Origin of the sequence: Curvibacter sp. APW13 (assembly GCF_032337135.1) — a bacterium.
In the GTDB taxonomy this organism is placed as follows: Bacteria; Pseudomonadota; Gammaproteobacteria; order Burkholderiales; family Burkholderiaceae_C; genus Allorhodoferax.
This window is the reverse complement of sequence record NZ_JAVXZZ010000002.1, coordinates 366,791-392,112: the sequence shown is the minus strand read 5'-3', so window position 1 is coordinate 392,112 and position 25,322 is coordinate 366,791. Positions and strand designations below refer to the sequence as shown.

The following is a 25,322-nucleotide window of genomic DNA, read 5'->3' as shown; positions in this document are numbered from 1 at the left end:
CTCACTTTCCCGCCACTGCAGAGGCTGCGCCGGCCGGCTGGATGGCTGACGTCGCTCCTGAATTAGGAGCTGACTGCCCAGCATTTGTGCCGGCATTGGCCGACTTTTCCTTGTAGACCGTGACTTTCTGACCGGGAGAAAGCACGTGGACACCGGCGACCACAACCTGCTGCCCCGCACGCAATCCGCTGGCAACCACCACCTCGTTGCCATCGGCTGTGGCAATCTGGATCGGCTGAAGGTTCACCGTCATGCTTTGCGTATCCAACACCCAGACCGCGGTACCACCACCATCCTGTCGCAGGGCGCTGGTCGGAAGCTTGATGGCCTGGGTATCCGAACGGCCCAGGGCCTGGGGGAGCACGGTGGCCGTGGTACCGAGCGCTGGAGCGTCACGCCCTTCCAATCCAACCTTGACGACAAACGTACGTGTCACCGGGTCGGCGCTGGCGGCCACTTCCCGGACCGCGCCCTTGTGCAAACCGTTGACACCCCACAGGCGAACCTCCACCGCAGAGCCAGCCTTGACGCGGGCAACCTTGTCCTCCGGGACCGAGAACACCACATCGCGCGGGCCGTCCTGGGCAATGCGCACGACCGGCGTTCCGGCGGCAACGACCTGGCCTGGTTCCGCCTCCACGGCCGTGACCACGCCCGACACATCGGCCTTCAGCACGGTGTAGCCCGCCTGGTTGCCTTGGGCCGAGCCTTGGGCCAGCGCCTGATCCAGTTGCGCCTGCGCGGCTTTCAAGGCCGCATCACGCCGCTCCAGCTCAGCGCCGCTGATGAAATTCTGTTCGCGCAAATCCTTGTAGCGCTTGTAGTCGGCCGCCGCAAGGTCGCGGTTGGTTTGCGCAGCAGCCACTTGGGCCTTGGCGGCAGCGGCTGCGAGCTGGTAGTCCTGTGGATCAAGCTGGGCCAAGACATCGCCCACACGGACGCGCTGGCCGACCTCTGCCTGGCGGCGAATGATCTTTCCCCCGACCCTGAAACCCAGCCGCGATTCGGAGCGCGCCCGCACTTCGCCCGAGAATTCCGCGACAGCCTGCAGGTTGCTGTCCTGCACCTGCATCACCTTGACCGAGCGAATGGGTTCTGGCTGCGCAGCAGGCTTGCTGCAAGCCACCAGCAACGCAGCGACCCCGACCAGGGCGCCGACCAGTGCGGAATTTCGATAAATTGACATGAATACCTCACTCTGATGCCCAGCGGAGTGGCACCGATTATTAATGACTGACTGGTTAGTAATTTAACCGATTGCCCAAATCCCTGTCAAATGCCCGACCGAACGCGGTCTACTCGCCGCGCGCCTAACGGTCCAGCGATGGAGCCGCAGGGGCCACCATGGGAAAGATCAGCGAAAAGCGGGTCCCTTCCCCCTGTCGCGTCTCCAGCGTCACGCTTCCTCCAAGGGTCTTTTTGACCAACTCCTCAACGATGGACGTGCCCAGCCCGGTGCCCCCCTGACCGATTTTGGTGCTGAAGAATGGCTGGAAGATGCGCTCCCGTACCTCCACAGACATTCCCACCCCGTCATCCGCCACCACCAATTCGACCTGCTGACCAGGAAGCTCTCGCAGCACCACCTCCACTTGGCCTTGGGTGCGCCCCTCAAAGGCATGGAGGAATGCGTTGTTGACCAGATTGATCACGATCTGCCCCAATGCGCCGGGGTAGCTATCCATCCATACGCCCGGCGCAAGGCTGGGCACCAGTCGCTGCGACCGGTGCTTGAGACTGGGCCGAAGGGTATCGAGAACCTCCGCAACGGTCTGGCCCGCATCGAAGCGACGACGCTGCTCACTCACCTGGTCAGCGCCTACCTGCTTGAGCTTGCTGACCATCTCCACAGCGCGGAAGAGATTGCGCTGGGTCAACGCACTTCCTTCACGGATTTCCTGCACGAAAGCCGTCAACTCGGACTTTCGCAACCCCTCTCCCTGCAAGCGCTGCGTGATGCGCTTGGCTGCATCCTCACAGGTGGTGGCTGCCATCAGGCTGTTGCCCAGCGGCGTGCTGAGTTCATGCGCCACGCTGGCTGTCAGGGCACTGAGCGCCGCGCGGGTACTGCTGTGTGCCAGCTCTTCCTGCAAATGCTGCAAGCGCTCCATGGCTTTCTCCAGCGCCTGGGTTCGATCGTGCACTCTCTGTTCCAGCGACTCATTCAGGTCGTGAATGTGCAATTCCGCCGCTTTGCGCTCCGAGATGTCCGTATAGGTGGTCACCATCCCCCCATCGGGGGTGGGAGTGCCGATGACTTCCAGCGTCACCCCATCGGTCGGCCGCGTTCGCTCAAAATGGTGAGGCAAGGCCTTGCGGGCGAGTTCGATGCGCTGGCGGACCAGTTCATCAATGTCTCCCGGACCATATTCGCCGCGACGCGCATTGTGGTAGCCCATGTCTTCCATCCGTGCGCCAGGCCGGGTGAGTTCGGGAGGAAGCTGCATCAGCTCACCAAAGCGGCGGTTGCACATCTCCAGCACCAGATCCTGGTTGACGAAGCTGATGCCCTGGTTGACGCTGTTGAGCACCAGTTCCAGCAGCGCTGCCTTCTTCGCCAGTTCCTGTTCCCGTTGCACCAATTGCGCCGTCCGCTCTTCGACCTTGCGCTCCAGTTCCTCACTGAGTTCCTTGAGGGCCTGCTCCCGATGCCTTGGAACCGTGACGTCGGTGTAGGTCGTGACCATGCCACCGCCAGGCAATGGGTTCCCTACCACCTCCAGGATGACACCGTCCGGACGGACCCGTTCGAATCGGTGCGCCTGGAATCTAGCTGCCAGCTCCATGCGGGCACGGACTTGTTCTTCCACATCACCGGGGCCGTACTCCCCCCGGCGAGCCAGGTACCGGAATCCTTCCGCATTGCTGGTCCCAGGCACCAGCAGGTAGTCCGGATAGTTCAGCAGTTCCTGGAAACGTCGGTTCGCAGCCACCAGACACAACTGGGCATCGACCACGGTGAAGCCGATGTCCAGCAGGTCCAGTCCCGCCAGCAACAATTCCCAATTGGCGCTGGCCTTAGTGCCGATATCCATAGGTCCCCTGTGTCGTGTGCAGATTGCGCTCGCAGTCATTCTGCCCCAGCGTCGTAGCGGCGACAATTGTCCGATTCCAGATTACGCGGCCCATGCCTCCCGACAACTTATCCGCCAGCGCTCCTCCTCCGGTGGTGCACTACGAAAATTTCCCCGTGGCCTCGGTGTTGTGCCCGCCCGCCCTGCGCTCTCCGATTGCGGCGATTTACCACTTCGCCCGTACGGCAGACGACCTGGCCGATGAAGGGGCTGCCAGTGCGCACGAACGGTTGGCGCAATTGCATGCATTTCGTGCTGCATTGCAACAAGCAACCGCCACCACGCCTTACCCTACCGAGGCCCCATGGTTTGCGGTGATGCGCCCGCTGCAAGCTGCCATACAGCGCTACCAGCTGCCAGTGAACCTGCTGGAAGATCTGCTGGACGCCTTTTCCCAAGACGTGCGTTACACGGCCGACGGCCACCGCTATGCCGACGAAGCCGAGCTGCTGGACTACTGCCGCCGCTCAGCCAACCCAGTCGGACGCCTGTTGCTGCACCTGTACGGCATCGACGCGCCCCAGGCGCTGGCATGGAGCGACGACATCTGTACCGCACTGCAACTGATCAACTTCTGGCAGGACCTCGGGCGCGACATTGCCCAGCGGCGCTACTACCTGCCCCTGGATGGCTGCGCCCAGTTCGGCTACAGCGAAGCCGACATGCAGGCCGCCCGACCAACCCCATCCGCTACGAATTTGGTAGCCTCCCTCGCCCATTCCGCGAGGGCCCGGATGCTGAATGGCACCCCACTGGTGCACCACATCCCGGGTCGGGCCGGCTGGGAGCTGCGCCTGGTGGTGCAGGGGGGCCTGCGCATTTTGGACAAGATCGAAGCCGTCGACCATGCCACGGTGCGCCAGCGGCCTGTGCTGCGCTGGTGGGACTACGCCGTGATGTTGTGGCGTGCCGCGTGGATGTAGCGAGCGGATGTAACAATAGCGCCCGCCTATGACCCCCGAGCAATACGTCCAAGACAAGGCCGCCGCCTCCGGCAGCAGCTTCTATTACGCCTTCCTGTTCCTGCCGGCGCGCCGCCGTGCCGCCATCACGGCGTTCTACGCCTTCTGCCGCGAAGTCGACGACGTGGTGGACGAAACCACCGATCCCGGCGTCGCCGCCACCAAGCTGGCCTGGTGGAGCCGGGAGGTGCAGCAGGCTTTTGCCGGCAGCCCCAGCCATCCGGTGCTGCAGGCCCTGATGCCCCTGCAGGCCGAATTCGGCATCGAAGCGCGCCACCTGCAGGCCGTGATCGAGGGCTGCCAGATGGACCTGCAGCAGACCCGCTACCTCGACTGGCCGGGCCTGCAGCGCTATTGCCACCTGGTAGCCAGCATCGTTGGCGAAGTTGCAGCCCGCATCTTCGGCCAGACCCAGCCCCAAACCACCGAGTACGCCCACACCCTGGGCCTGGCCCTGCAGCTCACCAACATCCTGCGCGACGTCGGCGAAGACGCGAGGCGCGGGCGCATCTACCTGCCCGTAAACGAACTGCAGCGGTTCGACGTCAAGGCGCACGAGGTCCTCTCCGGCCAGTACTCCGAGCGTTTCACCGCCCTGATGCAATTCCAGGCCCAGCGGGCACATGGTCTGTTCGATCAGGCATTGGCACTGCTGCCCGCGGAGGACCGGCGTGCACAGAAGCCGGGCCTGATGATGGCGGCCATCTACCGCGCCCTGCTGCGCGAAATCGAGCGCGACGGCTTTGCCGTGCTGCATCAGCGAACCAGTCTGACCCCCTTGCGCAAGCTTTGGCTGGCGTGGCGCGTGCAGGCACTCGGCCGCCTCTGAGGCCCGGACACCATGCGCATTGCCGTCGTCGGTGCGGGTTGGGCGGGGCTGTCGGCGGCGGTCCATGCCCGGCTGGCGGGTCACCAGGTGGAGATCTTCGAGGCCGCCACACAGCCCGGCGGTCGGGCCCGTGCCCTGCCCCTGACCCTGCCCGACGGACGCTCCATTGAGGTCGACAACGGGCAGCACATCCTCATCGGTGCTTACAGTGCCACGCTGAACCTGATGCAGCACGTGGGAGTGAAACCACAGCAGGCGCTGATGCGCCTGCCGCTGGCCCTGTGCTACCCCGATGGCAGCGGACTGCAACTGCCACCCTGGCCCGCTCCGATGGACGCGGTGGCTGGCCTGCTGACAGCGCGGGGCTGGCCCTGGAGTGCACGCTGGGCGCTGCTTCGCCGCAGCCTGTATTGGCAGGCCAAGGGGTTTCGCTGCAGGGCCGACACGTCGGTACAGCAACTGTGCGCGGGGCTTCCGACCATCGTCATGGAATCGTTGATCGAGCCCCTGTGCGTGTCGGCACTCAACACCCCCGCCGAACGGGCCAGCGGACAGGTTTTCCTGCGCGTGCTGCAGGACTCGCTCTTCGGCGGCCAGGGTGCATCCAACCTGCTGCTGCCACGCACCGACCTGGGACGCCTGCTGCCTCAGGCGGCAGTGGCATGGTTGCGCCAGCAGGGCAGCCCGGTGCACCTCGGCCAGCGCGTTCGTGCGCTCACCCAAGCCGACGTGGGCTGGGCCATCGACGGCCAGACCTTCGATGCTGTCGTGCTGGCCACTTCGGCACCCAATGCGGCCTTGGCCCTTGAAAACATTGCGCAACGCGCTACTGATTCAATAGCAACAGCAGTGCAAGGCTGGATCCGCTGCGCATCGGCGCTGGCGCACGAAGCCATTGCCACCGTCTACACCTACTGCCCTGGCGCGCGCCTGCCGCAGCCCATGCTGGCCCTGCACAGCAACGCCGGGCACCCCGCGCAGTTCGTATTTGACCGCGGGCAACTCGGTGGCCCGGACGGGCTGTGGGCCTTTGTGGTCAGTGCTTCGGGCACCGAGCGTGGACTGCTGACCCAAGGCGTACTGGCGCAGGCCCGTGGGCAATTGCCCCACTTCCTGGGGTCGTCGCCCATCGTCGCACTGCAGACAGTGGTCGAGAAGCGGGCCACCTTCGCTTGCAGCCCGGGCTTGGCCCGACCAGAACTCTGCATCGCCCCGGGTCTGTGGGCCTGCGGCGATTACGTGGAAGGCCCTTACCCAGCCACCCTGGAAGGTGCGGTGCGCAGTGGAGTCGCCGTGGTGCACGCCATCGGCACCTGAAGGTACTGCCGGACGCTGCGCCGATGCGCATAATCCGGAGCAACAAGAGGAGAGGACATGCGTCTTGCATTGAAAATCGTAGCCGTCGTGCTGGCCGCCATCCTGCTGGCGGCAGGCGGCGCTGGCGTCTGGTACTTCAATTCCAAGCTGCCCCAACGCAAGGGGGATGTTGCACTCAAGGGTCTGTCGGCCCCGGTCAGCGTCGACTACGACGAACGCGGCGTGCCCCACATCCGGGCCCAGAACGAGGCGGACCTGTACCGCACCCTGGGTTACGTGCACGCCCAGGACCGCCTGTTCCAGATGGAAGTGGTGCGCCGCCTGGCGCAGGGGGAGCTGGCCGAAATCCTCGGCCCCAAGCTGGTCGAAACCGACAAGCTTTTCCGCACCCTGCAGTTGCGCCAGCATGCGATCGACTATGTGGCCAGGATGGACATGAGCACACCGGCTTCCAAGGCCTTGCTGGCCTATCTGGACGGCATCAACCAGTACCAGGCCACCCATCCAGCACCGGTCGAGTTCGACATCCTGGGTATCCCCAAGCGCCCCTTCACGCCGCAGGACACCATGGCCGTGTCGGGCTACCTGGCCTACAGCTTTGCGGCAGCCTTCCGTACCGAGCCGGTCATGACGTTCATCCGCGACAAGCTCGGTCCCGACTACCTGCGCGCATTCGATATCGAGTGGCATCCAGAAGGCGTGATGCAGGCCGCGGCCCTCACCGACAGCACCTGGAACAGCCTGGCCCATGTAGCGCGAGCCAGCACCCAGGCCATGGATATCGCCAGCGTGCCGCTTTTCGAAGGCAGCAACGCCTGGGCCATTTCCTCCCGGCGCTCTGCCAGTGGCAAGCCGATCCTGGCTGGGGACCCCCACATTGCGTATGCCGCACCCGCCGTCTGGTACGAGGCCCACCTCAGCAGCCCTGGCTTCGAGCTCTACGGGCATTACCAGGCACTGAACCCGGTGGCACTGCTGGGGCACAACGAACGTTTCGGCTGGAGCCTGACCATGTTCCAGAACGATGACTTGGACCTGATCGCCGAGCAGACCGCGCCTGACCACCCCAACCAGGTCATGTTCCGAGGCGAGTGGGTCGACATGCAGGTGCGCACGGAGACCATCGCCGTCAAGGGCGGCGCACCGGTGCAACTGAGCTTGCGCCGAACCCCCAACGGTCCAGTCATCAATGACGCTTTCTCGGCCACCCTCGGCGCCGCGCCGGTATCCATGTGGTGGGCCTTCCTGGAGACCGAGAACCCGATACTGGAGGCGTTCTACGAGCTCAACCGCGCCGACACCCGTGACAAGGCCCGCGAGGCGGTGGCGAAAATCCATTCACCGGGACTGAACATTGTCTGGGCCAGCGCCAGCGGCGATATCGCCTGGTGGGCTGCGGGCAAGCTGCCGCAGCGCCCCACTGGCGTCAATCCGAGTTTCATTCTGGATGCATCCAAAGGCGAAGCCGAGAAGCTGGGCTACTACGCTTTCCAGTTCAACCCCCAGGAGGAGAACCCGGCGCGGGGCTACATCGTCTCGGCCAACCACCAGCCCCGCCCCCCCAGTGGCGTGCCAGTTCCGGGCTACTACAACTTGCCTGACCGGGCGCGACAGCTTGACCAGGCATTGGCCGAACCCAAGCGCAAGTGGGATGTCTCGGCCGTGCAGACCCTGCAGCTGGACGTTGGCAACGGCTATGCACGCCGCGTCCTCGACGAGATCCTGCCGGTTCTCAAGAGTGTCGTCACCGACGACAACGAAAAGGCCTTTCTCGAACCGCTTGAGAAATGGGATGGCACCTACACCCGCGACAGCATCGCAGCCACCCTGTTCAGCCAGTTCCTGTACGAGTTGGCAAAGGCCGCCATGGCCGACGAGTTGGGGGAGGAACTGTTTGCCAGCCTGTTGCGCACCCGCGCGCTCGACCATGCCCTGCCGCTATTGGTTGCCGACGAGAAGTCTCCCTGGTGGGACAACGTCAAGACCACCAAACGCGCCGAAAGCCGCTACGAGATTGCAGCGATGGCCTGGCACCGCACCTACGAACACCTGAGCACCCTGTATGGCAGCAGCCTGCTCGAGTGGGCCTGGGGCAAGGCACACACCCTGACGCACAACCACCCCCTGGGCCAACAGAAGCCACTGAACCTGCTGTTCAACGTGGGGCCGTTTGCCGTTCCTGGTGGGCGAGAGACCCCCAACAACCTTTCCGGCAACGTGGGGCCTGCCCCCTGGGCGGTCAGCTACGGTCCCTCGACACGACGTGTCATCGACTTCGCCAACCCGGCCGCGTCGGTGGGCATCAACCCCGTGGGCCAAAGCGGCGTGCTCTTCGACCGCCACTACGACGACCAGGCCCTCCCCTTTGCCGAAGGCATCTACCAACCCCAGCATCTGGCCTGGGATGACGTCCGCGCGCACCGGCAAAGTACGTTAAGCTTGCGTCCAGCCCCCTGAGAGCCAGTGCGCCATGCCACAGAAGAACAACAGTCGTTTCGGAACGGAGCCTCCCTACCACCATGGCCAGGGAGGCGGAGTGGCTGTGCTGTACTGCAACCTCGGCACTCCGGATTCCCCCAGCCCCAAGGACGTTCGCCGCTACCTGGCGGAATTCCTCAGCGATCCGCGCGTGGTGGAGATCCCGCGTCTGCTGTGGTGGTGCATCCTGCATGGCATCATCCTGCGCTTTCGCCCGCGGGCCTCGGCGCGCAAGTACGCCAGCATCTGGACCGACCAGGGTTCGCCCTTGGCCCTGTGGACGCGCCAGCAGGCCCAGGCGTTGCAGCAGCGACTGCGCGGGGCAGGTAAACAGGTCACGGTGCTGCATGCCATGCGCTACGGGCAAGACAGCATTGCCCAGCAGCTCGATGTCCTCAAAGCGCAAGGTATCCAGCGCGTGCTGGTGTTGCCAGCCTACCCGCAGTACTCGGGCACCACCACGGCCAGTGTCTTTGATGCGGTGTACTCCTGGGCGCACCGCATACGGTCCCTGCCCGAGATGCGATTCGTGAACCGGTACCACGATCACCCCGCCTACATCGCCGCGTTGGCCGCTTCGATCCGCAAGCGCTGGGCGCTCAGCGGCCGGCCGGACCGCTTGCTCATGAGCTTTCATGGTGTGCCGCTGCGTACCCTTCAGTTGGGTGACCCCTACCATTGCGAGTGCCACAAGACAGCGCGCCTGCTGGCCCAGGCCCTGGGTCTGAAGAAGGACGAGTGGGGCGTGAGCTTCCAATCGCGCCTCGGACGCGCACAGTGGCTGCAGCCCTATACCGAGCCGACCCTGGTGCAGTGGGCACAGACGGGCGTGCGCAAGGTGCACGTGGTCTGCCCAGGCTTCACGGCCGACTGTCTGGAGACCCTGGAAGAGATCGCCATGGAAGCACGCCATGCGTTCCTCGATGCGGGCGGTACCGAGTTCCACTACCTGCCCTGCCTCAATGACGAGGACCAGTGGATTGATGCTTTGGCCGACATTGCAGCACTGCACCTGCAAGGCTGGCCGCTGGATGGCGCCGATACATCCGATCCCGCGGCCCTGGAGAGCCGCTCGCTGGCACTGGCCATGGGTGCACCCGACTGAGTCGCCATGTTGCCCGACCGCCTGCCCGTGTTTCAGCGCTACGTGTGGTGGACAGCCGCCGTCGTCGTTGCAGTGGGGGTCAGCTTGGGCTTCTACCTGCACCTGGATGCCCGGGTGGCCAAGGCGACCCAAGTACGGGTGCAATCCATCCTGCTGGCGGATGAGCTGCGGCAGTCGTCGGATGAACTCACGCGTATGGCCCGCAACTACGTGGCCACAGGGAACCCTGAGTATCAACAGCGCTACCAGAGCGTACTGGACATTCGCGAAGGGCGAAAGCCACGCTCGGTCAAGTTTCTCGGGCGCGCCTTTGGTCGAGATGACGACACCAGTGCGCCCAGCGTCGATACGGCGATGCCCCTGCTGGAGCTGATGCGCCGCACAGGCATCACCGGCACCGAATTCGACACCCTTGCGCGCGCCAAGACGAGTTCCGACAAGCTCGCGCTGACCGAATTCGCCGCCATGGCCATGGCGGAAAAGCATGCCGGCAGTGCTGCCGAATTGTCCAAGGCCCAGGCGATGCTGTATGACAGCGCCTACCAATCGGCCAAGGCGGACATCATGGGCGCCATCGATGCGTTCTACAGCGCAGTCGACGAGCGCACCTCGGGCGAGTTGCGCACCATCGACCGGCTGGCTTCCATCACGCGCACAGCCCTCATTGGCTTCGGACTTGCACTGGTGTTACTGCTGGCCCTGGCAAACCGAGCCATCCATCGCATCCTGGGGGCTCGGCTGGAGACTGTGCACTCCCTGATCACACAACTCGGTCAAGGGGATTTTTCCCGCACCATCGTGGTTCCGCAAGGCGATGACCACAGTGTGCTGGCCCGATTGGCGCAGACCCAGGAGAGCTTGCGCTCCATGCAGGAGGCCCGTGTACAGAGCGACTCAGCCCGCGAAGCTGCGATGCGTGAGGCGACGACCCTGATGCAGGCCATTGATGAGTTTGCGATCGTTTCCATCACGGACACGGCAGGAACGATCACCTATGCCAATGAAATGTTCAGTCGCATCAGCGGCTACAGCAACGAGGAACTGATCGGACAGAACCACCGGTTGGTGAAATCGTCCATGCAGGATGACGCCTACTGGATCAAGGTCTGGAAGACCATTTCCAGTGGCTATGTATGGCGTGACGTCATCTGCAACAAAGCCAAGGACGGCCATCTGTATTGGGTCGACAGCGTGATTGCGCCGTTTTTCAACGGACAGCGGATCGAAAAGTACATCTCGATCCGCACCGACCTGACCCAGGTGAAGGAGGTGCAACGCTCGCTGGAAGCCGAACGGTCGCGCCTGGCCAATCTGATTGCCGGAACCAGTGCTGGTACCTGGGAGATCAATCTGCAGACCGGCGCCATACAAGTCAATGCCCGCTGGGCCGAGATGCTTGGCATGACGCTAGCCGAACTCGGAAGCTCCACCAATGAGATCTGGATGCAACGCACCGATCCTGCCCACCTGAAGGTGGCACAAGAACGGTTGAAACAACACTGCCAAGGCGTTTTGGAGACCCTTGACTTTGAAGCCCGGGTACTCCGCAAGGATGGTACCTGGGTCTGGCAACGTTCGGTGGGGAAGCTGCTGTCGCGCACCCCGGATGGGCGGCCCGAGTGGATCTCGGGCATGACCCTGGACATCAGTGCCCAAAAGGAATCGGAAGATCAGCTCCGCACCGCTGCCAAGAAGCTCGAGGACAACGCCATCTTCCTCGCACGTGCAGGACGCGTGGCAGGAATCGGACGCTGGCAGATCGACCTTGGTGACTGGAGCGTGGAGTGGTCGGAGCAGACCTGCCACATCATGGACATGCCTCCGGGGCACCAACCCAGTTTCGAGCAGATGATGGGATTCATCGCACCGGAATTCCAGGACCAAGTGCGAAGCGCCTTTGCCGTAGCCAGTGAAACCGGAAGGCCGTGGGACATGGAAGTGCAACTGGTCACCGCCATGGGTCGGCGCGTATGGACACGTTGCGCCGCCGAAGCCGAGTATGCCGATGGCCGGCGGACCCGGCTGGTCGGCATCTTCCAGGACATCTCCCAGCGTCGCAAGCTCGAAGACGAAATACGCCAGAAGAATCAATTGATGCGCCAGGTGCTGGACCATATTCCGGTAGGCATCAGCGTATTCGACTCCCGTCTCCATTTGGTCGAGCGCAACGAGCTGTTCCGGACCCTGCTCGACCTTCCCGAGTCGCTGTTCACCCCGCCCACCGTGACGTTCGAATCCATCATCCGATTCAATGCACTGCGGGGCGAATACGGCAAAGGTGACACCGATTCGATCGTGCGGGACATCGTCGCCCGGGCCAAGCTCGGCATGCCCCACCGGTTCCAGCGCGACCGCGGCGATGGCCGCTCCCTGGAGGTGCGCGGGGCGCCGATGCCGGATGGTGGGTTTGTCACCACCTACGCCGACATTACGGAACTCAAGCAAGCCATGGATGCAGCGCAGGAAGCGTCGCAATCCAAGAGCCAGTTTGTGGCCAACATGAGCCACGAAATTCGCACCCCCATGAATGCAATTCTCGGGTTGCTGCGGCTGATGCAGAACACGGATCTGGACAATCGCCAGCTCGACTACATCACCAAGACCGAGGGCGCTGCCAGATCGCTGCTGGGCCTGCTCAATGACATCCTGGACTTCTCCAAGATGGAAGCCGGCAAGATGGAACTCGATCCGCAGGAGTTCCGGCTGGACCAGTTGCTGCGCGATCTTTCGGTCATCCTGTCGGCCAATGTCGGGATCAAGCCGATTGAGGTGCTTTTCGACATCGATCCCACGGTACCCAAAGAGTTGGTCGGAGACAGCCTGCGTCTGCATCAGGTTCTGACCAACCTGGCGGGCAACGCCATCAAGTTCACGGCCGAGGGAGAAATTGTGGTTCGCGTCGCCGTCAAATCGCTGACGGACAGCGCAGCCACGCTCGAGTTTTCCGTGTCCGATACCGGCATCGGCATCGCGCAGGACAAACTGCAGCACGTCTTTGAACTCTTCTCGCAGGCCGAAGGGTCCACCTCGCGCAAATATGGCGGAACAGGTCTCGGACTGTCGATCTCACGCAAGCTGGTCCACCTGATGGGGGGAGATCTGAAGGTTGCCAGCACAGTCGGGCAAGGTAGTCGCTTCTATTTCACAGTCACCATGCCCAGAGCAAGGGCAGGCTCTGACTCCCCCGCACAGACCCAGGCCGAAGCAACACTGCACGGACTCAAGGTGCTGATCGTTGACGACAATCCCGTCGCACTCGAAATCTTGAGCGACATGGCGCGCCAGTGGGGTTGGGACGTGGAGGTCGCGGCCAATGGGGAAGCCGCACTTTCCTTGGTTCAGGCACTGGTATCCAGCATGGCATCCGACCCAACGGCGCGACCATTTGACGTCGTGCTGCTGGACTGGCACATGCCGGGTGGCAGCGATGGATGGCAAACGCTGCAGGCCCTGCGAAGCGCACTGGAAGGCGGAGCGCCACAGCCAGACTACATCATGGTGACGGCCAACGGCCGCGAAAGCCTGGCTGCCCGGACCGCGGCGGAGCAAGCCAGCCTCAGTGGCTTTCTCGTCAAGCCGGTGACAGCCTCCATGCTCCTGGATACCGTGGCCGATGCCCGAGGCGGCAGGCGCAACCTGCGAACTCGCCCACGCACCGAGGCGGGGCACACAGGCCAGCTGCAGGGCTTGCGCATCCTGGTAGCCGAGGACAACCTCATCAACCAGCAGGTCGCTACCGAATTGCTCAACTCGGAAGGTGCCTATGTGGAGCTGGCCGACAATGGCAAGGACTGCGTGGACTTGCTCCGTCGGCGCGGCAGCCAGCACGGTTTCGATGCGGTGCTGATGGACCTGCAAATGCCGGAAATGGACGGACTGACGGCCACACGCGCCATTCGGAAGGACCTGCAGCTCACCAAATTGCCCATCATCGCGATGACAGCCAATGCCATGGTGTCGGACAGGGAGGCGTGTCTGGCTGCCGGAATGGATGACCATGTCGGCAAGCCATTCGATCTCATGCACCTGATACGCGTGCTGCTGATGCGCACCGGCCGCATTGCGCAGAGCGATGCGATGGTGCCAACTGACAAGGTGGATCTCGCTTCCCCGCACTATGGCGAAGCCGATTCACCGGTACCCGATGCCGCCTTGGTCGAAGCGCGGCCAGCACTGGAGCGCATGGGCGGAAACGTGTCGCTGTACCAGTCGGTACTCGCCAACTTCCTTGAACAGGCGGACAAATTCGCCGATGAACTGGACCGCTTAAATTCGCTGCACGACGCCGCTGCCGCGGTACGGCACCTGCATACCGTCAAGGGACTGTCCGCCACGGTAGGGGCCACGGGTCTTTCGAACATCAGCAAGACGATTGAAAAGAAGGCCATTCAAATGGGCGAAGTTCCAGCACGCGCAACACGCGATTTCCGCACGGCCGTCGAAGTTGCATGCGCTGCATTGCGCCAGACCAGCCTTTCGCTTGGCCCGACGGACGCCCCCAGGAATGCAGATGAACCGGCAGATCGATCCCAAACCCTGAACCATCTGCACATGCTGGCCGACTTGCTGGCCCATTCCGACATGCAGGCGATGGAGGAATATGCGGTCATTGCGACGTCGCCCCTGTTGCAGGGGGAACAGTTGGACGGACTGGGGCAGGCAATGGCCAGCTTTGACTTCAGCGCCGCGCACGTCCATACGCTGGCACTGATAGAAGCGCTGGGCCACCAGCACTGATTGCAGAACCGCTGCACACCAAGGCATTGGCCCGCTACGCCTCCAAGGCGGCTCCCGGATCCTGGCTTTCTTACAATCACCCCATGTCCATTCCACAAACCTTCATCCAGGAGCTCGTTGCGCGGGCCGATGTTGTGGAAGTTGTGGGGCGTTACGTCGCGCTCAAGAAGGGCGGCGCCAACTTCATGGGCTTGTGCCCCTTCCATGCCGAAAAATCACCGTCATTCACGGTGAGTCCTTCCAAACAGTTCTACCACTGCTTTGGTTGCGGCAAGAACGGCAACGCCATCGGGTTCCTGATGGAGCACAACGGCATGAGCTTTGTCGAGGCCGTGCACGATCTGGCCCAGCACTATGGCATGCAAGTGCCGCAGGAACAGTCCAGCCCCCAGGATCGCGCGCGCGCCCAGGAGCAACGCCAGAAGCTAGCCAGCCTGAGCGATCTGCTGGAAAAGGCGGCCAAGTCCTACAGGAAGTCCCTGAGAGAGTCGCCCACCGCCATTGCCTACCTCAAGGGACGAGGACTGACCGGCGAAATCGCCCAGCGCTTCGGCCTGGGCTACGCGCCTGCTGGCTGGAGAGCTTTGGCAAGCGTCTTTGCGCACTACGACGATCCCCAACTGGTCGAGGCCGGATTAGTTATTGCCTCTGACGATACGCCAGAAGCGGACAATGGCAAGCGCTACGATCGTTTCCGCGACCGCATCATGTTCCCGATCCGCAACGTCAAGGGCGAGTGCATCGGTTTTGGCGGCCGGGTTCTCGGGGATGAAAAGCCCAAATACCTGAATTCGCCCGAGACGCCGGTGTTCAGCAAAGGGCGCGAGCTGTATGGTTTGTACGAGGCGCGCCAGGCCGTGAGAGAAGCAGGCTACGTTCTGGTTACCGAAGGCTATATGGACGTGGTGGCCCTGGCCCAATGGGGCTTCCCGAACGCCGTCGCCACGCTGGGAACTGCCTGCACCGACGAGCACGTGCAGAAACTGTTCCGCTATACCGAATCCGTGGTTTTCAGCTTCGATGGCGACAGTGCCGGGCGTCGGGCCGCGCGCAAAGCACTGGATGGAGCGCTGGCCTACGCCGAGGACACCCGCAGCATCAAGTTCCTGTTCCTCCCTCCCGAGCACGACCCCGACAGTTTCATCCGTGCGCATGGCAAGGAGGCTTTTTCCGCCTATGTGGCAGGCGCCACGCCACTGAGCCAATTCCTGCTCGAGACCGCACGGGAAGGATGTGCCCTGGACACGGCCGAAGGCCGCGCCAAGCTGGCCAGCCAGGCGCACCCCCTCTGGAATGCCTTGCCCGATGGCGCCCTGAAGCTGCAGGTTCTTGCCTCATTGGCCGACTCGGTCCAGTTGAGCCCGCGCGAACTGCAATCGTTGTGGAACCCCCAGTACGGCAGCCGCGCAGGCAATCGCTCCAGCAAGCGCGGCGCTCCCAAGACCACGGAGTCCGCGCAAACCTATGCGTCCCCCTCTCGTCACGACGCTCTCCCCTCTGCAAGTCGCAGGAGACCCGCGGCTTCCGGCACCCGTACACGGGCCGAAGTGGTGTGCCAGGCCTTGGTGCACTCGCCCGGTCTGTGGGCCATGCTGAGCAACGAGGACCACGCCATGCTGTGTGCCATGGAAGAGCCCTATGGCGCCTTCTGTGCCTGGCTGGAGGGTCAGTTGCTGACGCAGGGAAACCTGGATCGGGCCACCCTGCTCGAAGCGTTACCAGCCCAAAGCAGCTTCTATGCGAGCGCCTCGGTCTGGAGCCAGCAGGTTACCCAGAGCACGTTGGCCGAAGCTGACACCCTGGCGGAGTTGCGCGATGTACTCAACCGCATGCTGGTCGATCGACTGAAGGAACTGGAAACCCAGGCCATTGCCTCTGCAGGGCAGGATCCCCAGGCTTTGCCCCGCTACCGGGAACTGCAGATGCGTCGACGCCAGCTCGAAGCTGCATTGAAGCAGGCGCTGCAGGCAGCATCCTGAGGTGGCCTGACAACACCGCATCCACACAGGCGCCAAGCCTGCGCGTACCAGCGGGCAAGGCCGTTATAATGTCGAATTCGGCAAGTGCGACAGCAACACCTCCGGGCCGGCCACCGATGACATCCGCTCACACCAGGCCACCTACCGCAAGGACTGCATTCCAAATGATCGCCCTCCCCCCTTGCCACCCGGAACCCCTCCATCGCTTGTGCTGACTGACTGCCCACGCCTGTGTGCAGCAGGAAGCGCTGATTCGTTTCCCGTCTCGTTGTCAAAGGTCGTACATGCCCGCACAGAAAGCCGCGAAGTCAGTCCAGTCAGCCGCTAAGTCCGATAAGAAAGAGAAAGCCAGCGCCGTGCCCGCATCCAAATCCGCCCCGAAGTCCAAGGCAGCCCTGCTCAAGGAAGCCGCTGACGCACTCCTTGCCGCTGAATCCACCACCAAGAAAAAGCCCGGGCGCCCGCCCAAGAGCGCGAGTGCCGAGTCCGAGTCCAGCCCTGCGTCCAAGAGCACGACGGGCGCCAAGCGCGGCCGCAAGCCGAAGGCAGCCAAGGAAGAGGCTGCCTCCGACGATCTGGACCTGTCCGACATCGAAGCCGACTTGGCCGGTGACGAAGAGGCTCCCGCCGCCGGAACGCCGGGTGAAAAGGTCAAGCCTTTGCGCATGAAGATCAGCAAGGCCAAGGAACGGGCCTTGATGAAGGAATTCGGCCTGGACGAGACCGTGCTGACCGAGGAAGAACTGGTCAAGCGTCGTGCCCGCCTCAAGACCCTGATCACCCTGGGTAAGACCCGTGGCTTCCTGACCCACGCGGAAATTTCTGACCACCTGCCCGACAAGTTGGTCGACGCCGAAACCCTGGAAGTCGTGATCTCCATGCTCAACGACATGGGGGTGGCGGTGTACGAACAGACGCCCGACGCCGAGACCCTGTTCCAGAACAACGTCGCCCCGACCGCGACTTCCGTGGAAGAGGCCGAAGAAGAAGCCGAAGCAGCCCTGTCCACCGTGGACAGCGAATTCGGCCGCACCACCGACCCGGTGCGCATGTACATGCGTGAAATGGGCACCGTGGAACTGCTGACCCGCGAAGGTGAGATCGAGATCGCCAAGCGGATTGAAGGCGGTCTGATGGCGATGATGGAGGCCATTTCCGCGTCTCCGGCCACCATTGCCGAAATCCTGCGCCTGGGCGAGGAAATCCGCTCCGGCCAGACGGTCATCACGACCATCGTGGACGGCTTCGTCAATGCCAATGAAAACGACGACTATGTCGCCGAAGAGGATTTTGACGAATTCGACGAAGCCGACGATGACGATGGCAAGGGCGGCTCCAAGGCCCTGACCAAGAAGCTCGAAGAGCTCAAGAACCAGGCCCTGGAGCGCTTTGATCGCCTGCGCGAGCTGTTCGAGAAAGTGCACAAGGTCTATGACAAGGAAGGCTACGGTACGCCGGCCTACCTCAAGGCCCAGAAAGCCTTGTCGGAAGAACTCATGACCATCCGTTTCACCGCCAAGGCGATTGAGCGCCTGTGCGACATGGTGCGCGGCCAGGTGGATGACATCCGCAAGAAGGAACGCGAACTGCGGCGCATCATCGTTGACAAGTGCGGCTACCCGCAGGAACAGTTCATTGCCGATTTCAGCGGCCGCGACAAGAACGGCAACCGCGTGCCCTCGCAATTGCTGAACCTGAAGTGGATCGAGAAGCAAGCCGCTTCCGACAAGAAGTGGGCTGCCGTCATGGGCCGCAACATTCCGCCCGTGCAGGATCTGCAGCAGAAGCTGATCGACCTGCAAGCTGCCGTGGTGGTACCGCTGGACGAGCTCAAGGACATCAACAAGCGCATGAACGCTGGTGAGTACGCTTCCCGCGCTGCCAAGAAGGAGATGATCGAGGCCAACCTGCGCCTGGTGATTTCCATTGCCAAGAAGTACACCAACCGCGGTCTGCAGTTCCTCGACCTGATCCAGGAAGGCAACATTGGCCTGATGAAGGCCGTGGACAAGTTCGAATACCGCCGCGGCTACAAGTTCTCGACCTATGCCACCTGGTGGATCCGCCAGGCCATCACGCGCTCGATCGCGGACCAGGCCCGTACCATCCGTATCCCGGTGCACATGATCGAAACCATCAACAAGATGAACCGCATCTCGCGCCAGCACCTGCAGGAGTTCGGCTTCGAGCCCGATGCCTCGGTCTTGGCCGAGAAGATGGACATCCCCGAGGACAAGATCCGCAAGATCATGAAGATCGCCAAGGAGCCGATCTCCATGGAGACCCCGATCGGTGATGACGACGACAGCCACCTGGGCGACTTCATCGAAGACAGTGCCAACACGGCACCGGTCGAGGCCGCCATGCAAGCGGGTCTGCGCGACGTGGTCAAGGACATCCTGGACAGCCTGACACCACGTGAAGCCAAGGTGCTGCGCATGCGCTTCGGTATCGAGATGACCTCGGACCATACGCTGGAAGAGGTGGGCAAGCAGTTCGACGTGACGCGCGAACGTATCCGCCAGATCGAGGCCAAGGCGCTGCGCAAGCTCAAGCACCCCAGCCGCTCGGACAAGCTGCGCAGCTTCACCGACTCCCTGTAAGAAAACGGCCTCATGCCCTTATGGAGAGGGCGTAGGCCGCTATCACTTCAGTAGCGACGCATGGCTGACACGCACCCCTACCGACTTGCCGGCGTCATGGGCTGGCCAGTGGCGCATTCGCGCTCACCCTTGATCCACAACCATTGGATCGGGGAACTGGGCCTGAACGGCGCCTATGTACTGCTCCCAGTCCAGCCGCAGCAGCTGGAGACCGCGCTGCGGGGCTTGCCTGCACTGGGTTTTGCCGGCTGCAACCTGACCATTCCGCACAAGGTCGACTGCATGCGCTGGCTCGACCAGGTGGAACCCCTGGCCCAGCGCATCGGTGCGGTCAACACCGTAGTGGTCAGCCCTGAAGGGGCGCTGCTCGGACGCAACACCGATGCCTTCGGCTTCATCGAGAGCCTGCACCAGGAACATCCCCAGTGGAAGGCCGCATCGGGCCCGGTTTGCGTGATCGGAGCGGGTGGAGCTGCCCGCGCGGTGCTGTGCGCCCTGCTCGACGATGGCGTTCCTCTGGTGCGGCTATGCAACCGCAGCATCGGCAAGGCCCAGGAATTGGCGGAGGAATTTGGCTCCCGGGTCCAGGCACTGCCGTGGGAAGAACGCAACGACGCCTTGACCGGAATCACGCTGTTGGTCAACACCACCAACCAGGGCATGCACGGCCAACCCGCCCTGGAACTCTCGCTGCAGCAACTACCCAACGACGCTGTCGTGGCAGACATCATCTATGTGCCATTGGTCACCCCGTTGCTGCAAGCCGCCCAGGCACGAGGAAATCCGACCATGCACGGACTCGGCATGCTGCTGCATCAAGCCCGACCCGCGTTCGAAGCCTGGTTTGGCATTCGCCCCGAGGTCACGCCAGCGCTGTGGGAAAAGGCAATCCGCAGTCTCTGACGGAAAAATTGCGGTGACTCGTTGTTTGAATCACGCAATCAGGCGCCAGCGGCTTGGCTGCTGCGCCCCTGGACGAAGGTGAAGGCGAAATCGAGCGCCTCCTTGAGCGAGAGTTCGATCGCATGACGCTCCTGCTCCGTGAGATAGAACATCATGTCGACGTCGTGGCGGACATAGCGCGCCGGCAGGCGGTTCAGGGTCACGCAGGCGACATCGGCCAGCGCGTCAGCTCCCAGGTCCGGAAAGTCATGGGAACGCCGAACCACTTCTTCGAATACCAGACGCTCGTAGTAATTGTGGACTTGCTCGAATGAATAGACCATAGATGCCCCTGCGCTCGCGAAATTGATCAGGTGATTGATTCAAACTTAGCACCGTCTGCGGGCACTGGCAAGGGCTTTGGTGCCACGGAAAAAAATATTTTGCTAGCTATGAAACTAGTAGCGTCGCACAAAGTAGGCTATAGTCTGCGCCGAACAACAGGTGCGTACAAACCCGCTTGGCCGCCTGAGAAAGCATGTTATCCTGCATCCGATTGAGGAGAGGTTTTTAGAATGAGCGCAAAAGAATCCGCAGCCATGGGGCACCTGTTGGGCCTGTTGGAAGCACGCTATGCGATCCGCGTTTTGTGGGCCCTGCGTGATGGTCACGGTCAAACCTTCCGATTGCTGCAAGACAGCGTCGGTGGTATCACTCCCAACACATTGAACACCCGCATCAAGGAATTGCGCGAAGCCGGTCTCATGACCCACGGCAATGACGGCTATGCCTTGACCGCTTCGGGTCTGGATCTGCTCAAGCGTATGGGCGACATTCAGACCTTTGCCACCAAGTGGGCCAATGCCCAGGCGAAAAAGGCCAAATAAGCCGTTTCGCCCCACCCCAGCAGGCCCCGGGCCTGCTTTTTTTTTGCTACGGCATAATTGATGGTTTAGCCGACAGAAGGACGCCTCTCTGCGATCCTGCGCATTTGGTGCGGCAAATCACTTCAAGGACTCCCCATGATCACCACTCCCAGCGGCCTGCAATATGAAGACACCGTGGTTGGCGAAGGCGCCGAAGCAACGAACCGCCAGCGCGTCACCGTGCACTACACCGGCTGGCTGTACAACGATGGCCAGCAGGGCGCCAAGTTCGACTCCAGCAAGGACCGCAATGATCCCTTCGTGTTCACCCTGGGCGCCGGCATGGTGATCCGCGGCTGGGACGAAGGCGTGGCCGGCATGAAAGTTGGTGGCAAGCGCACCCTGATCATCCCCGCAGCACTGGGCTATGGCGCCCGTGGCGCTGGTGGCGTGATCCCGCCCAATGCCACGCTGAAGTTTGACGTGGAGCTGCTGGGCTTGGCCGGCTGACATCGCGTCCGACCCTCTTGAATCCCTCCCGAACCGCCCCATCTAGGGGCGGTTTATCGTTTATCCACTGAAGCAAGCATGTCTGAAACCATCCCGACGCCCTCCGCTGACGACACAGTGGCCGCCGCTCCCGAAGCCAGCGAGCAGGCTCCTGCCGAACTGACCATCGAATCGCTGCAAGCCGAATTGGCCAACCTTCAGGCCAAGAATGCTGATCTGGCCGACCAGTTCCTGCGCGCCAAGGCCGACACCGAGAACGCCCGCCGCCGCGCCGAAGATGAGATCGCCAAGGCACGCAAGTTTGCTGTGGAGTCCTTTGCCGACAGCCTGCTGCCAGTCGCAGACAGCCTGGAAGCGGGCCTCGCCATCAAGGATGCCTCACTGGAACAGATCCGTGAGGGGGCCGAAGCCACCCTGCGCCAGTTGGTCGCTGCCCTCGAACGCAACAAGGTGGTGGCGGTCAACCCCGCAGCTGGCACCAAGTTCGACCCGCACCAGCACCAGGCCATCAGCATGGTCCCGGCCGACCAGGAGGCCAACACAGTCGTGACGGTACTGCAGAAGGGCTACACCATCGCCGAGCGCGTTCTGCGCCCTGCCCTGGTGACAGTCGCAGCCCCCAAGTAAGAAAGCCTGTGGGTTCGCCCGGTTTTTGGCTGACCCTGCCGTTATCAGGGTCTTGAAAGCCGCCGCGGCGTCCACACCTGCCATTCATCCAGTTTTCGAGAAATTCAAGGAGTTCATCATGGGAAAGATCATCGGTATTGACTTGGGCACCACCAACAGCTGCGTGGCCATCATGGAAGGCAACACCACCAAGGTGATTGAGAACGCCGAAGGTGCGCGCACCACCCCGTCCATCATCGCCTACCAGGAAGATGGCGAAGTGCTGGTCGGCGCCTCGGCCAAGCGCCAGGCGGTGACCAACCCCAAGAACACCCTCTATGCGGTGAAGCGCCTGATCGGCCGCAAGTTCACCGAGAAGGAAGTGCAGAAGGACATCGACCTGATGCCCTACACCATCGCTGCCGCCGACAACGGCGACGCCTGGGTGGAAGTGCGCGGCAAGAAGCTCGCTCCCCAGCAGGTCAGTGCCGACGTGCTGCGCAAGATGAAGAAGACCGCCGAGGACTACCTGGGCGAGGCCGTGACCGAAGCGGTCATCACCGTACCCGCCTACTTCAACGACGCCCAGCGCCAGGCCACCAAGGACGCCGGCCGCATCGCCGGTCTGGATGTCAAGCGCATCATCAACGAACCCACCGCTGCAGCCCTGGCCTTCGGTCTGGACAAGAACGAAAAGGGTGACCGCAAGATCGCCGTGTACGACCTCGGCGGCGGTACCTTCGACATCTCCATCATCGAAATCGCCGACGTCGATGGCGAAAAGCAGTTCGAAGTGCTGTCCACCAACGGCGACACCTTCCTGGGCGGTGAAGACTTCGACCAGCGCATCATCGACTTCATCATCGGCGAGTTCAAGAAAGAGCAAGGCGTGGACCTGTCCAAGGACGTGCTGGCCCTGCAGCGCCTGAAGGAAGCCGCCGAAAAGGCCAAGATCGAGCTGTCCTCCAGCGCCCAGACCGACGTCAACCTGCCCTACATCACGGCCGACGCCACCGGACCGAAGCACCTGAACATCAAGCTCACCCGCGCCAAGCTGGAAAGCCTGGTGGACGAGCTGATCGAGCGCACCATTGCTCCCTGCCGCACCGCCATGAAGGACGCCGGTGTTTCGGCCTCCGACATCAATGACGTGATCCTGGTCGGCGGCATGACCCGCATGCCCAAGGTACAGGAAAAGGTGAAGGAGCTGTTCGGCAAGGAGCCACGCAAGGACGTGAACCCCGACGAAGCCGTGGCCGTGGGTGCTGCCATCCAGGGCCAGGTGCTCTCCGGTGACCGCAAGGACGTGCTGCTGCTGGACGTGACCCCCCTGTCCCTGGGTATTGAAACCCTGGGCGGCGTCATGACCAAGATGATCAGCAAGAACACCACTATCCCGACCAAGTTCGCCCAGACCTTCTCCACCGCCGACGACAACCAGCCGGCCGTGACCATCAAGGTGTTCCAGGGCGAGCGTGAAATCGCCGCAGCCAACAAGCTGCTGGGCGAGTTCAACCTGGAAGGCATTCCGCCCGCAGCCCGAGGCGTGCCCCAGATCGAAGTGTCCTTCGACATCGACGCCAACGGCATCCTGCACGTGGGCGCCAAGGACAAGGGCACCGGCAAGGAAAACAAGATCACCATCAAGGCCAACTCGGGTCTGACCGAAGCCGAGATCCAGCAGATGGTGAAGGATGCCGAGCTCAACGCCGCCGACGACAAGAAGAAGCTGGAACTGGTCCAGGCCCGCAACACCGGCGAAGCCACCGTCCACAGCGTCAAGAAGAGCCTGACCGAGTACGGCGACAAGCTCGAAGCCGGCGAGAAGGAAAAGATCGAAGCTGCGCTGAAGGACCTGGAAGAAGCCCTCAAGGGTGACGACAAGGCCGCCATCGAAGCCAAGACCGAGGCCCTGGGTACCGCGGGCCAGAAGCTGGGCGAGAAGATGTACGCCGACATGCAGGCCCAGCAGGCGGCCGCCGGCGCCGCCGGTGGTGCCGACCACGGTGCGGAGCAGGCCAGTGCCAAGCCCGCCGACGACAACGTGGTGGACGCCGAAGTGAAGGAAGTCAAGAAGAACTGATTTCCGACCGGAAACGGACCGACTGCCGCGTTGAACACCCCTGGGTGAGGCAACGCGGCATTTGTCTTGAAACGAGCATCGAACCATCATGGCCAAACGCGACTACTACGAAATCCTCGGCGTGCCCAAGAACGCCTCGGAGGAAGACATTAAAAAGGCCTATCGCAAGCTCGCGATGAAGCACCACCCGGACCGCAACCAGGGTGATGCGGCCAAGGCGGCCGAAGAGAAATTCAAGGAGGCCAAGGAAGCCTACGAGATGCTGTCCGACGCCCAGAAACGCGCGGCCTACGACCAGTACGGCCACGCGGGCGTGGACCCGAACCGCGGCATGGGTGGCGGCGCGGAAGGCTTTGGCGGCTTTGCCGAAGCCTTCGGCGACATCTTCGGCGACATGTTCGGCCAGCAACGCGGCGGGCGTGGCGCTGGTGGCCGTCAGGTCTACCGTGGCAGTGACCTCTCCTACGCCATGGAAATCACGCTGGAGGAAGCAGCCAAGGGCAAGGACGCCCAGATCCGCATCCCCAGCTGGGACAGCTGCGACGTCTGCAAGGGCTCGGGCGCCAAACCAGGTACCCAGGTCAAGACCTGCGGCACCTGCAACGGTGCCGGTGCGGTGCAGATGCGCCAGGGCTTCTTCAGCGTGCAGCAGACCTGCCCCACCTGCCGCGGCACCGGTAAGGTCATTCCCGAGCCCTGCACCAGCTGCCACGGGCAAGGCAAGGTCAAGCGCCAGAAGACGCTGGAAGTCAAGATTCCGGCCGGTATCGACGGTGGCATGCGCATCCGCAGCGCTGGCAACGGTGAACCGGGTACCAACGGCGGCCCCCCGGGCGACCTGTACATCGAGATCCGCCTGAAGAAGCACGACATCTTCGAGCGCGATGGCGATGACCTGCACTGCTCCGTGCCCATCAGCATGGTCACGGCGGCACTGGGCGGCGAGATCGAAGTGCCTACGCTGGCGGGAAAAGCCGCTATCGACATCCCCGAGGGCACCCAGACCGGCAAGCAGTTCCGCCTGCGCGGCAAGGGCATCAAGGGCGTGCGATCGAGCTACCCTGGCGACCTGTACTGCCACATCGCCGTGGAGACGCCGGTGAAGCTCAGCGAGCACCAGCGCCGCCTGCTGCGCGAGCTCGACGAGTCGTTCAGGAAGGGCGGCAGCAAGCATTCGCCCAGCGGCGACACGTGGACCGATCGGCTGAAGAACTTCTTCAGCTGAGCCACTTCGCTGCCCCGGACAAGCCGCCCCGTGCCATGCACCGGGCGGCTTTGTCGTTCTGGCATG

The 25,322-nt window shown here is 62.8% G+C and carries 17 protein-coding genes; 14 read left to right on the top strand and 3 right to left on the bottom strand.

The window, feature by feature from the left end; translation table 11 throughout:
- Position 1 precedes the first annotated feature (1 nt).
- Positions 2-1,186 (bottom strand): efflux RND transporter periplasmic adaptor subunit, encoded by a 1,185-nt coding sequence (locus RQP54_RS10130; RefSeq protein ID WP_315678147.1) that lies wholly within the window; start codon positions 1,184-1,186, stop codon positions 2-4.
- Positions 1,187-1,310: 124 nt separating this feature from the next.
- Positions 1,311-3,035 carry a PAS-domain containing protein gene (locus RQP54_RS10125; protein WP_315678146.1) on the bottom strand — a complete coding sequence of 575 codons (1,725 nt, stop codon included), beginning with the start codon at positions 3,033-3,035 and terminating at the stop codon, positions 1,311-1,313.
- A gap of 92 nt (positions 3,036-3,127) precedes the next feature.
- Here RQP54_RS10125 and hpnC point away from each other — a divergent pair, with 92 nt between their 5' ends.
- From hpnC to RQP54_RS10080, 9 genes are all read left to right on the top strand, one after another.
- Complete coding sequence (hpnC, locus tag RQP54_RS10120) at positions 3,128-3,997, top strand: squalene synthase HpnC (RefSeq protein WP_315678145.1); 870 nt, start codon at positions 3,128-3,130, stop codon at positions 3,995-3,997.
- A 28-nt stretch (positions 3,998-4,025) separates the two neighbouring features.
- On the top strand, positions 4,026-4,865 hold the full coding sequence (hpnD, locus tag RQP54_RS10115) for a presqualene diphosphate synthase HpnD (protein ID WP_315678144.1): 840 nt from the start codon (positions 4,026-4,028) through the stop codon (positions 4,863-4,865).
- A gap of 12 nt (positions 4,866-4,877) precedes the next feature.
- Positions 4,878-6,182, top strand: a complete 1,305-nt coding sequence (gene hpnE / locus RQP54_RS10110) for a hydroxysqualene dehydroxylase HpnE (protein WP_315678143.1) — start codon at positions 4,878-4,880, stop codon at positions 6,180-6,182.
- Positions 6,183-6,239: 57 nt separating this feature from the next.
- On the top strand, positions 6,240-8,639 hold the full coding sequence (locus tag RQP54_RS10105; RefSeq protein WP_315678142.1) for a penicillin acylase family protein: 2,400 nt from the start codon (positions 6,240-6,242) through the stop codon (positions 8,637-8,639).
- A gap of 13 nt (positions 8,640-8,652) precedes the next feature.
- The gene (gene hemH, locus RQP54_RS10100) at positions 8,653-9,765 is read left to right on the top strand and encodes a ferrochelatase (RefSeq protein ID WP_315678141.1); all 1,113 of its coding nucleotides are present in this window, start codon (positions 8,653-8,655) and stop codon (positions 9,763-9,765) included.
- Positions 9,766-9,771: 6 nt separating this feature from the next.
- Positions 9,772-14,502, top strand: a complete 4,731-nt coding sequence (locus RQP54_RS10095) for a response regulator (protein WP_315678140.1) — start codon at positions 9,772-9,774, stop codon at positions 14,500-14,502.
- Between the two features lie 83 nt (positions 14,503-14,585).
- Complete coding sequence (gene dnaG, locus RQP54_RS10090) at positions 14,586-16,481, top strand: DNA primase (protein ID WP_315678139.1); 1,896 nt, start codon at positions 14,586-14,588, stop codon at positions 16,479-16,481.
- Positions 16,482-16,765: 284 nt separating this feature from the next.
- Positions 16,766-19,084 (top strand): RNA polymerase sigma factor RpoD, encoded by a 2,319-nt coding sequence (rpoD, locus tag RQP54_RS10085; RefSeq protein WP_315678138.1) that lies wholly within the window; start codon positions 16,766-16,768, stop codon positions 19,082-19,084.
- Positions 19,085-19,144: 60 nt separating this feature from the next.
- Entirely contained in the window at positions 19,145-19,987 is an 843-nt protein-coding gene (locus RQP54_RS10080; protein ID WP_315678137.1) for a shikimate dehydrogenase, read from the top strand.
- Positions 19,988-20,025: 38 nt separating this feature from the next.
- On the opposite strand, the gene RQP54_RS10075 is transcribed toward RQP54_RS10080, so the two are convergent.
- Positions 20,026-20,310 (bottom strand): late competence development ComFB family protein, encoded by a 285-nt coding sequence (locus RQP54_RS10075; RefSeq protein ID WP_315678135.1) that lies wholly within the window; start codon positions 20,308-20,310, stop codon positions 20,026-20,028.
- 231 nt (positions 20,311-20,541) lie between these two features.
- Between RQP54_RS10075 and RQP54_RS10070 the strand changes: the two genes are divergently transcribed.
- The 5 genes from RQP54_RS10070 (at position 20,542) to dnaJ (ending at position 25,256) form a co-directional block, all read left to right on the top strand.
- On the top strand, positions 20,542-20,853 hold the full coding sequence (locus tag RQP54_RS10070) for a winged helix-turn-helix transcriptional regulator (RefSeq protein ID WP_315678134.1): 312 nt from the start codon (positions 20,542-20,544) through the stop codon (positions 20,851-20,853).
- A gap of 135 nt (positions 20,854-20,988) precedes the next feature.
- Positions 20,989-21,342, top strand: a complete 354-nt coding sequence (locus tag RQP54_RS10065) for an FKBP-type peptidyl-prolyl cis-trans isomerase (RefSeq protein WP_315678133.1) — start codon at positions 20,989-20,991, stop codon at positions 21,340-21,342.
- A gap of 78 nt (positions 21,343-21,420) precedes the next feature.
- Positions 21,421-21,969 (top strand): nucleotide exchange factor GrpE, encoded by a 549-nt coding sequence (gene grpE / locus RQP54_RS10060; protein ID WP_315678132.1) that lies wholly within the window; start codon positions 21,421-21,423, stop codon positions 21,967-21,969.
- A 118-nt stretch (positions 21,970-22,087) separates the two neighbouring features.
- Positions 22,088-24,031: a molecular chaperone DnaK gene (gene dnaK / locus RQP54_RS10055; protein WP_315678131.1), complete on the top strand. Its 1,944-nt coding sequence runs from the start codon at positions 22,088-22,090 to the stop codon at positions 24,029-24,031.
- A gap of 88 nt (positions 24,032-24,119) precedes the next feature.
- Positions 24,120-25,256, top strand: a complete 1,137-nt coding sequence (dnaJ, locus tag RQP54_RS10050; protein WP_315678130.1) for a molecular chaperone DnaJ — start codon at positions 24,120-24,122, stop codon at positions 25,254-25,256.
- Positions 25,257-25,322 lie beyond the last annotated feature (66 nt).

Bases quoted from the DNA above. Each gene is read 5' to 3' on its own strand.
- RQP54_RS10130 (WP_315678147.1), bottom strand. From the start codon at position 1,186: ATGTCAATTTATCGAAATTCCGCACTGGTCGGCGCCCTGGTCGGGGTC.
- RQP54_RS10125 (WP_315678146.1), bottom strand. From the start codon at position 3,035: ATGGATATCGGCACTAAGGCCAGCGCCAATTGGGAATTGTTGCTGGCG.
- hpnC (WP_315678145.1), top strand. From the start codon at position 3,128: ATGCCTCCCGACAACTTATCCGCCAGCGCTCCTCCTCCGGTGGTGCAC.
- hpnD (WP_315678144.1), top strand. From the start codon at position 4,026: ATGACCCCCGAGCAATACGTCCAAGACAAGGCCGCCGCCTCCGGCAGC.
- hpnE (WP_315678143.1), top strand. From the start codon at position 4,878: ATGCGCATTGCCGTCGTCGGTGCGGGTTGGGCGGGGCTGTCGGCGGCG.
- RQP54_RS10105 (WP_315678142.1), top strand. From the start codon at position 6,240: ATGCGTCTTGCATTGAAAATCGTAGCCGTCGTGCTGGCCGCCATCCTG.
- hemH (WP_315678141.1), top strand. From the start codon at position 8,653: ATGCCACAGAAGAACAACAGTCGTTTCGGAACGGAGCCTCCCTACCAC.
- RQP54_RS10095 (WP_315678140.1), top strand. From the start codon at position 9,772: ATGTTGCCCGACCGCCTGCCCGTGTTTCAGCGCTACGTGTGGTGGACA.
- dnaG (WP_315678139.1), top strand. From the start codon at position 14,586: ATGTCCATTCCACAAACCTTCATCCAGGAGCTCGTTGCGCGGGCCGAT.
- rpoD (WP_315678138.1), top strand. From the start codon at position 16,766: ATGCCCGCACAGAAAGCCGCGAAGTCAGTCCAGTCAGCCGCTAAGTCC.
- RQP54_RS10080 (WP_315678137.1), top strand. From the start codon at position 19,145: ATGGCTGACACGCACCCCTACCGACTTGCCGGCGTCATGGGCTGGCCA.
- RQP54_RS10075 (WP_315678135.1), bottom strand. From the start codon at position 20,310: ATGGTCTATTCATTCGAGCAAGTCCACAATTACTACGAGCGTCTGGTA.
- RQP54_RS10070 (WP_315678134.1), top strand. From the start codon at position 20,542: ATGAGCGCAAAAGAATCCGCAGCCATGGGGCACCTGTTGGGCCTGTTG.
- RQP54_RS10065 (WP_315678133.1), top strand. From the start codon at position 20,989: ATGATCACCACTCCCAGCGGCCTGCAATATGAAGACACCGTGGTTGGC.
- grpE (WP_315678132.1), top strand. From the start codon at position 21,421: ATGTCTGAAACCATCCCGACGCCCTCCGCTGACGACACAGTGGCCGCC.
- dnaK (WP_315678131.1), top strand. From the start codon at position 22,088: ATGGGAAAGATCATCGGTATTGACTTGGGCACCACCAACAGCTGCGTG.
- dnaJ (WP_315678130.1), top strand. From the start codon at position 24,120: ATGGCCAAACGCGACTACTACGAAATCCTCGGCGTGCCCAAGAACGCC.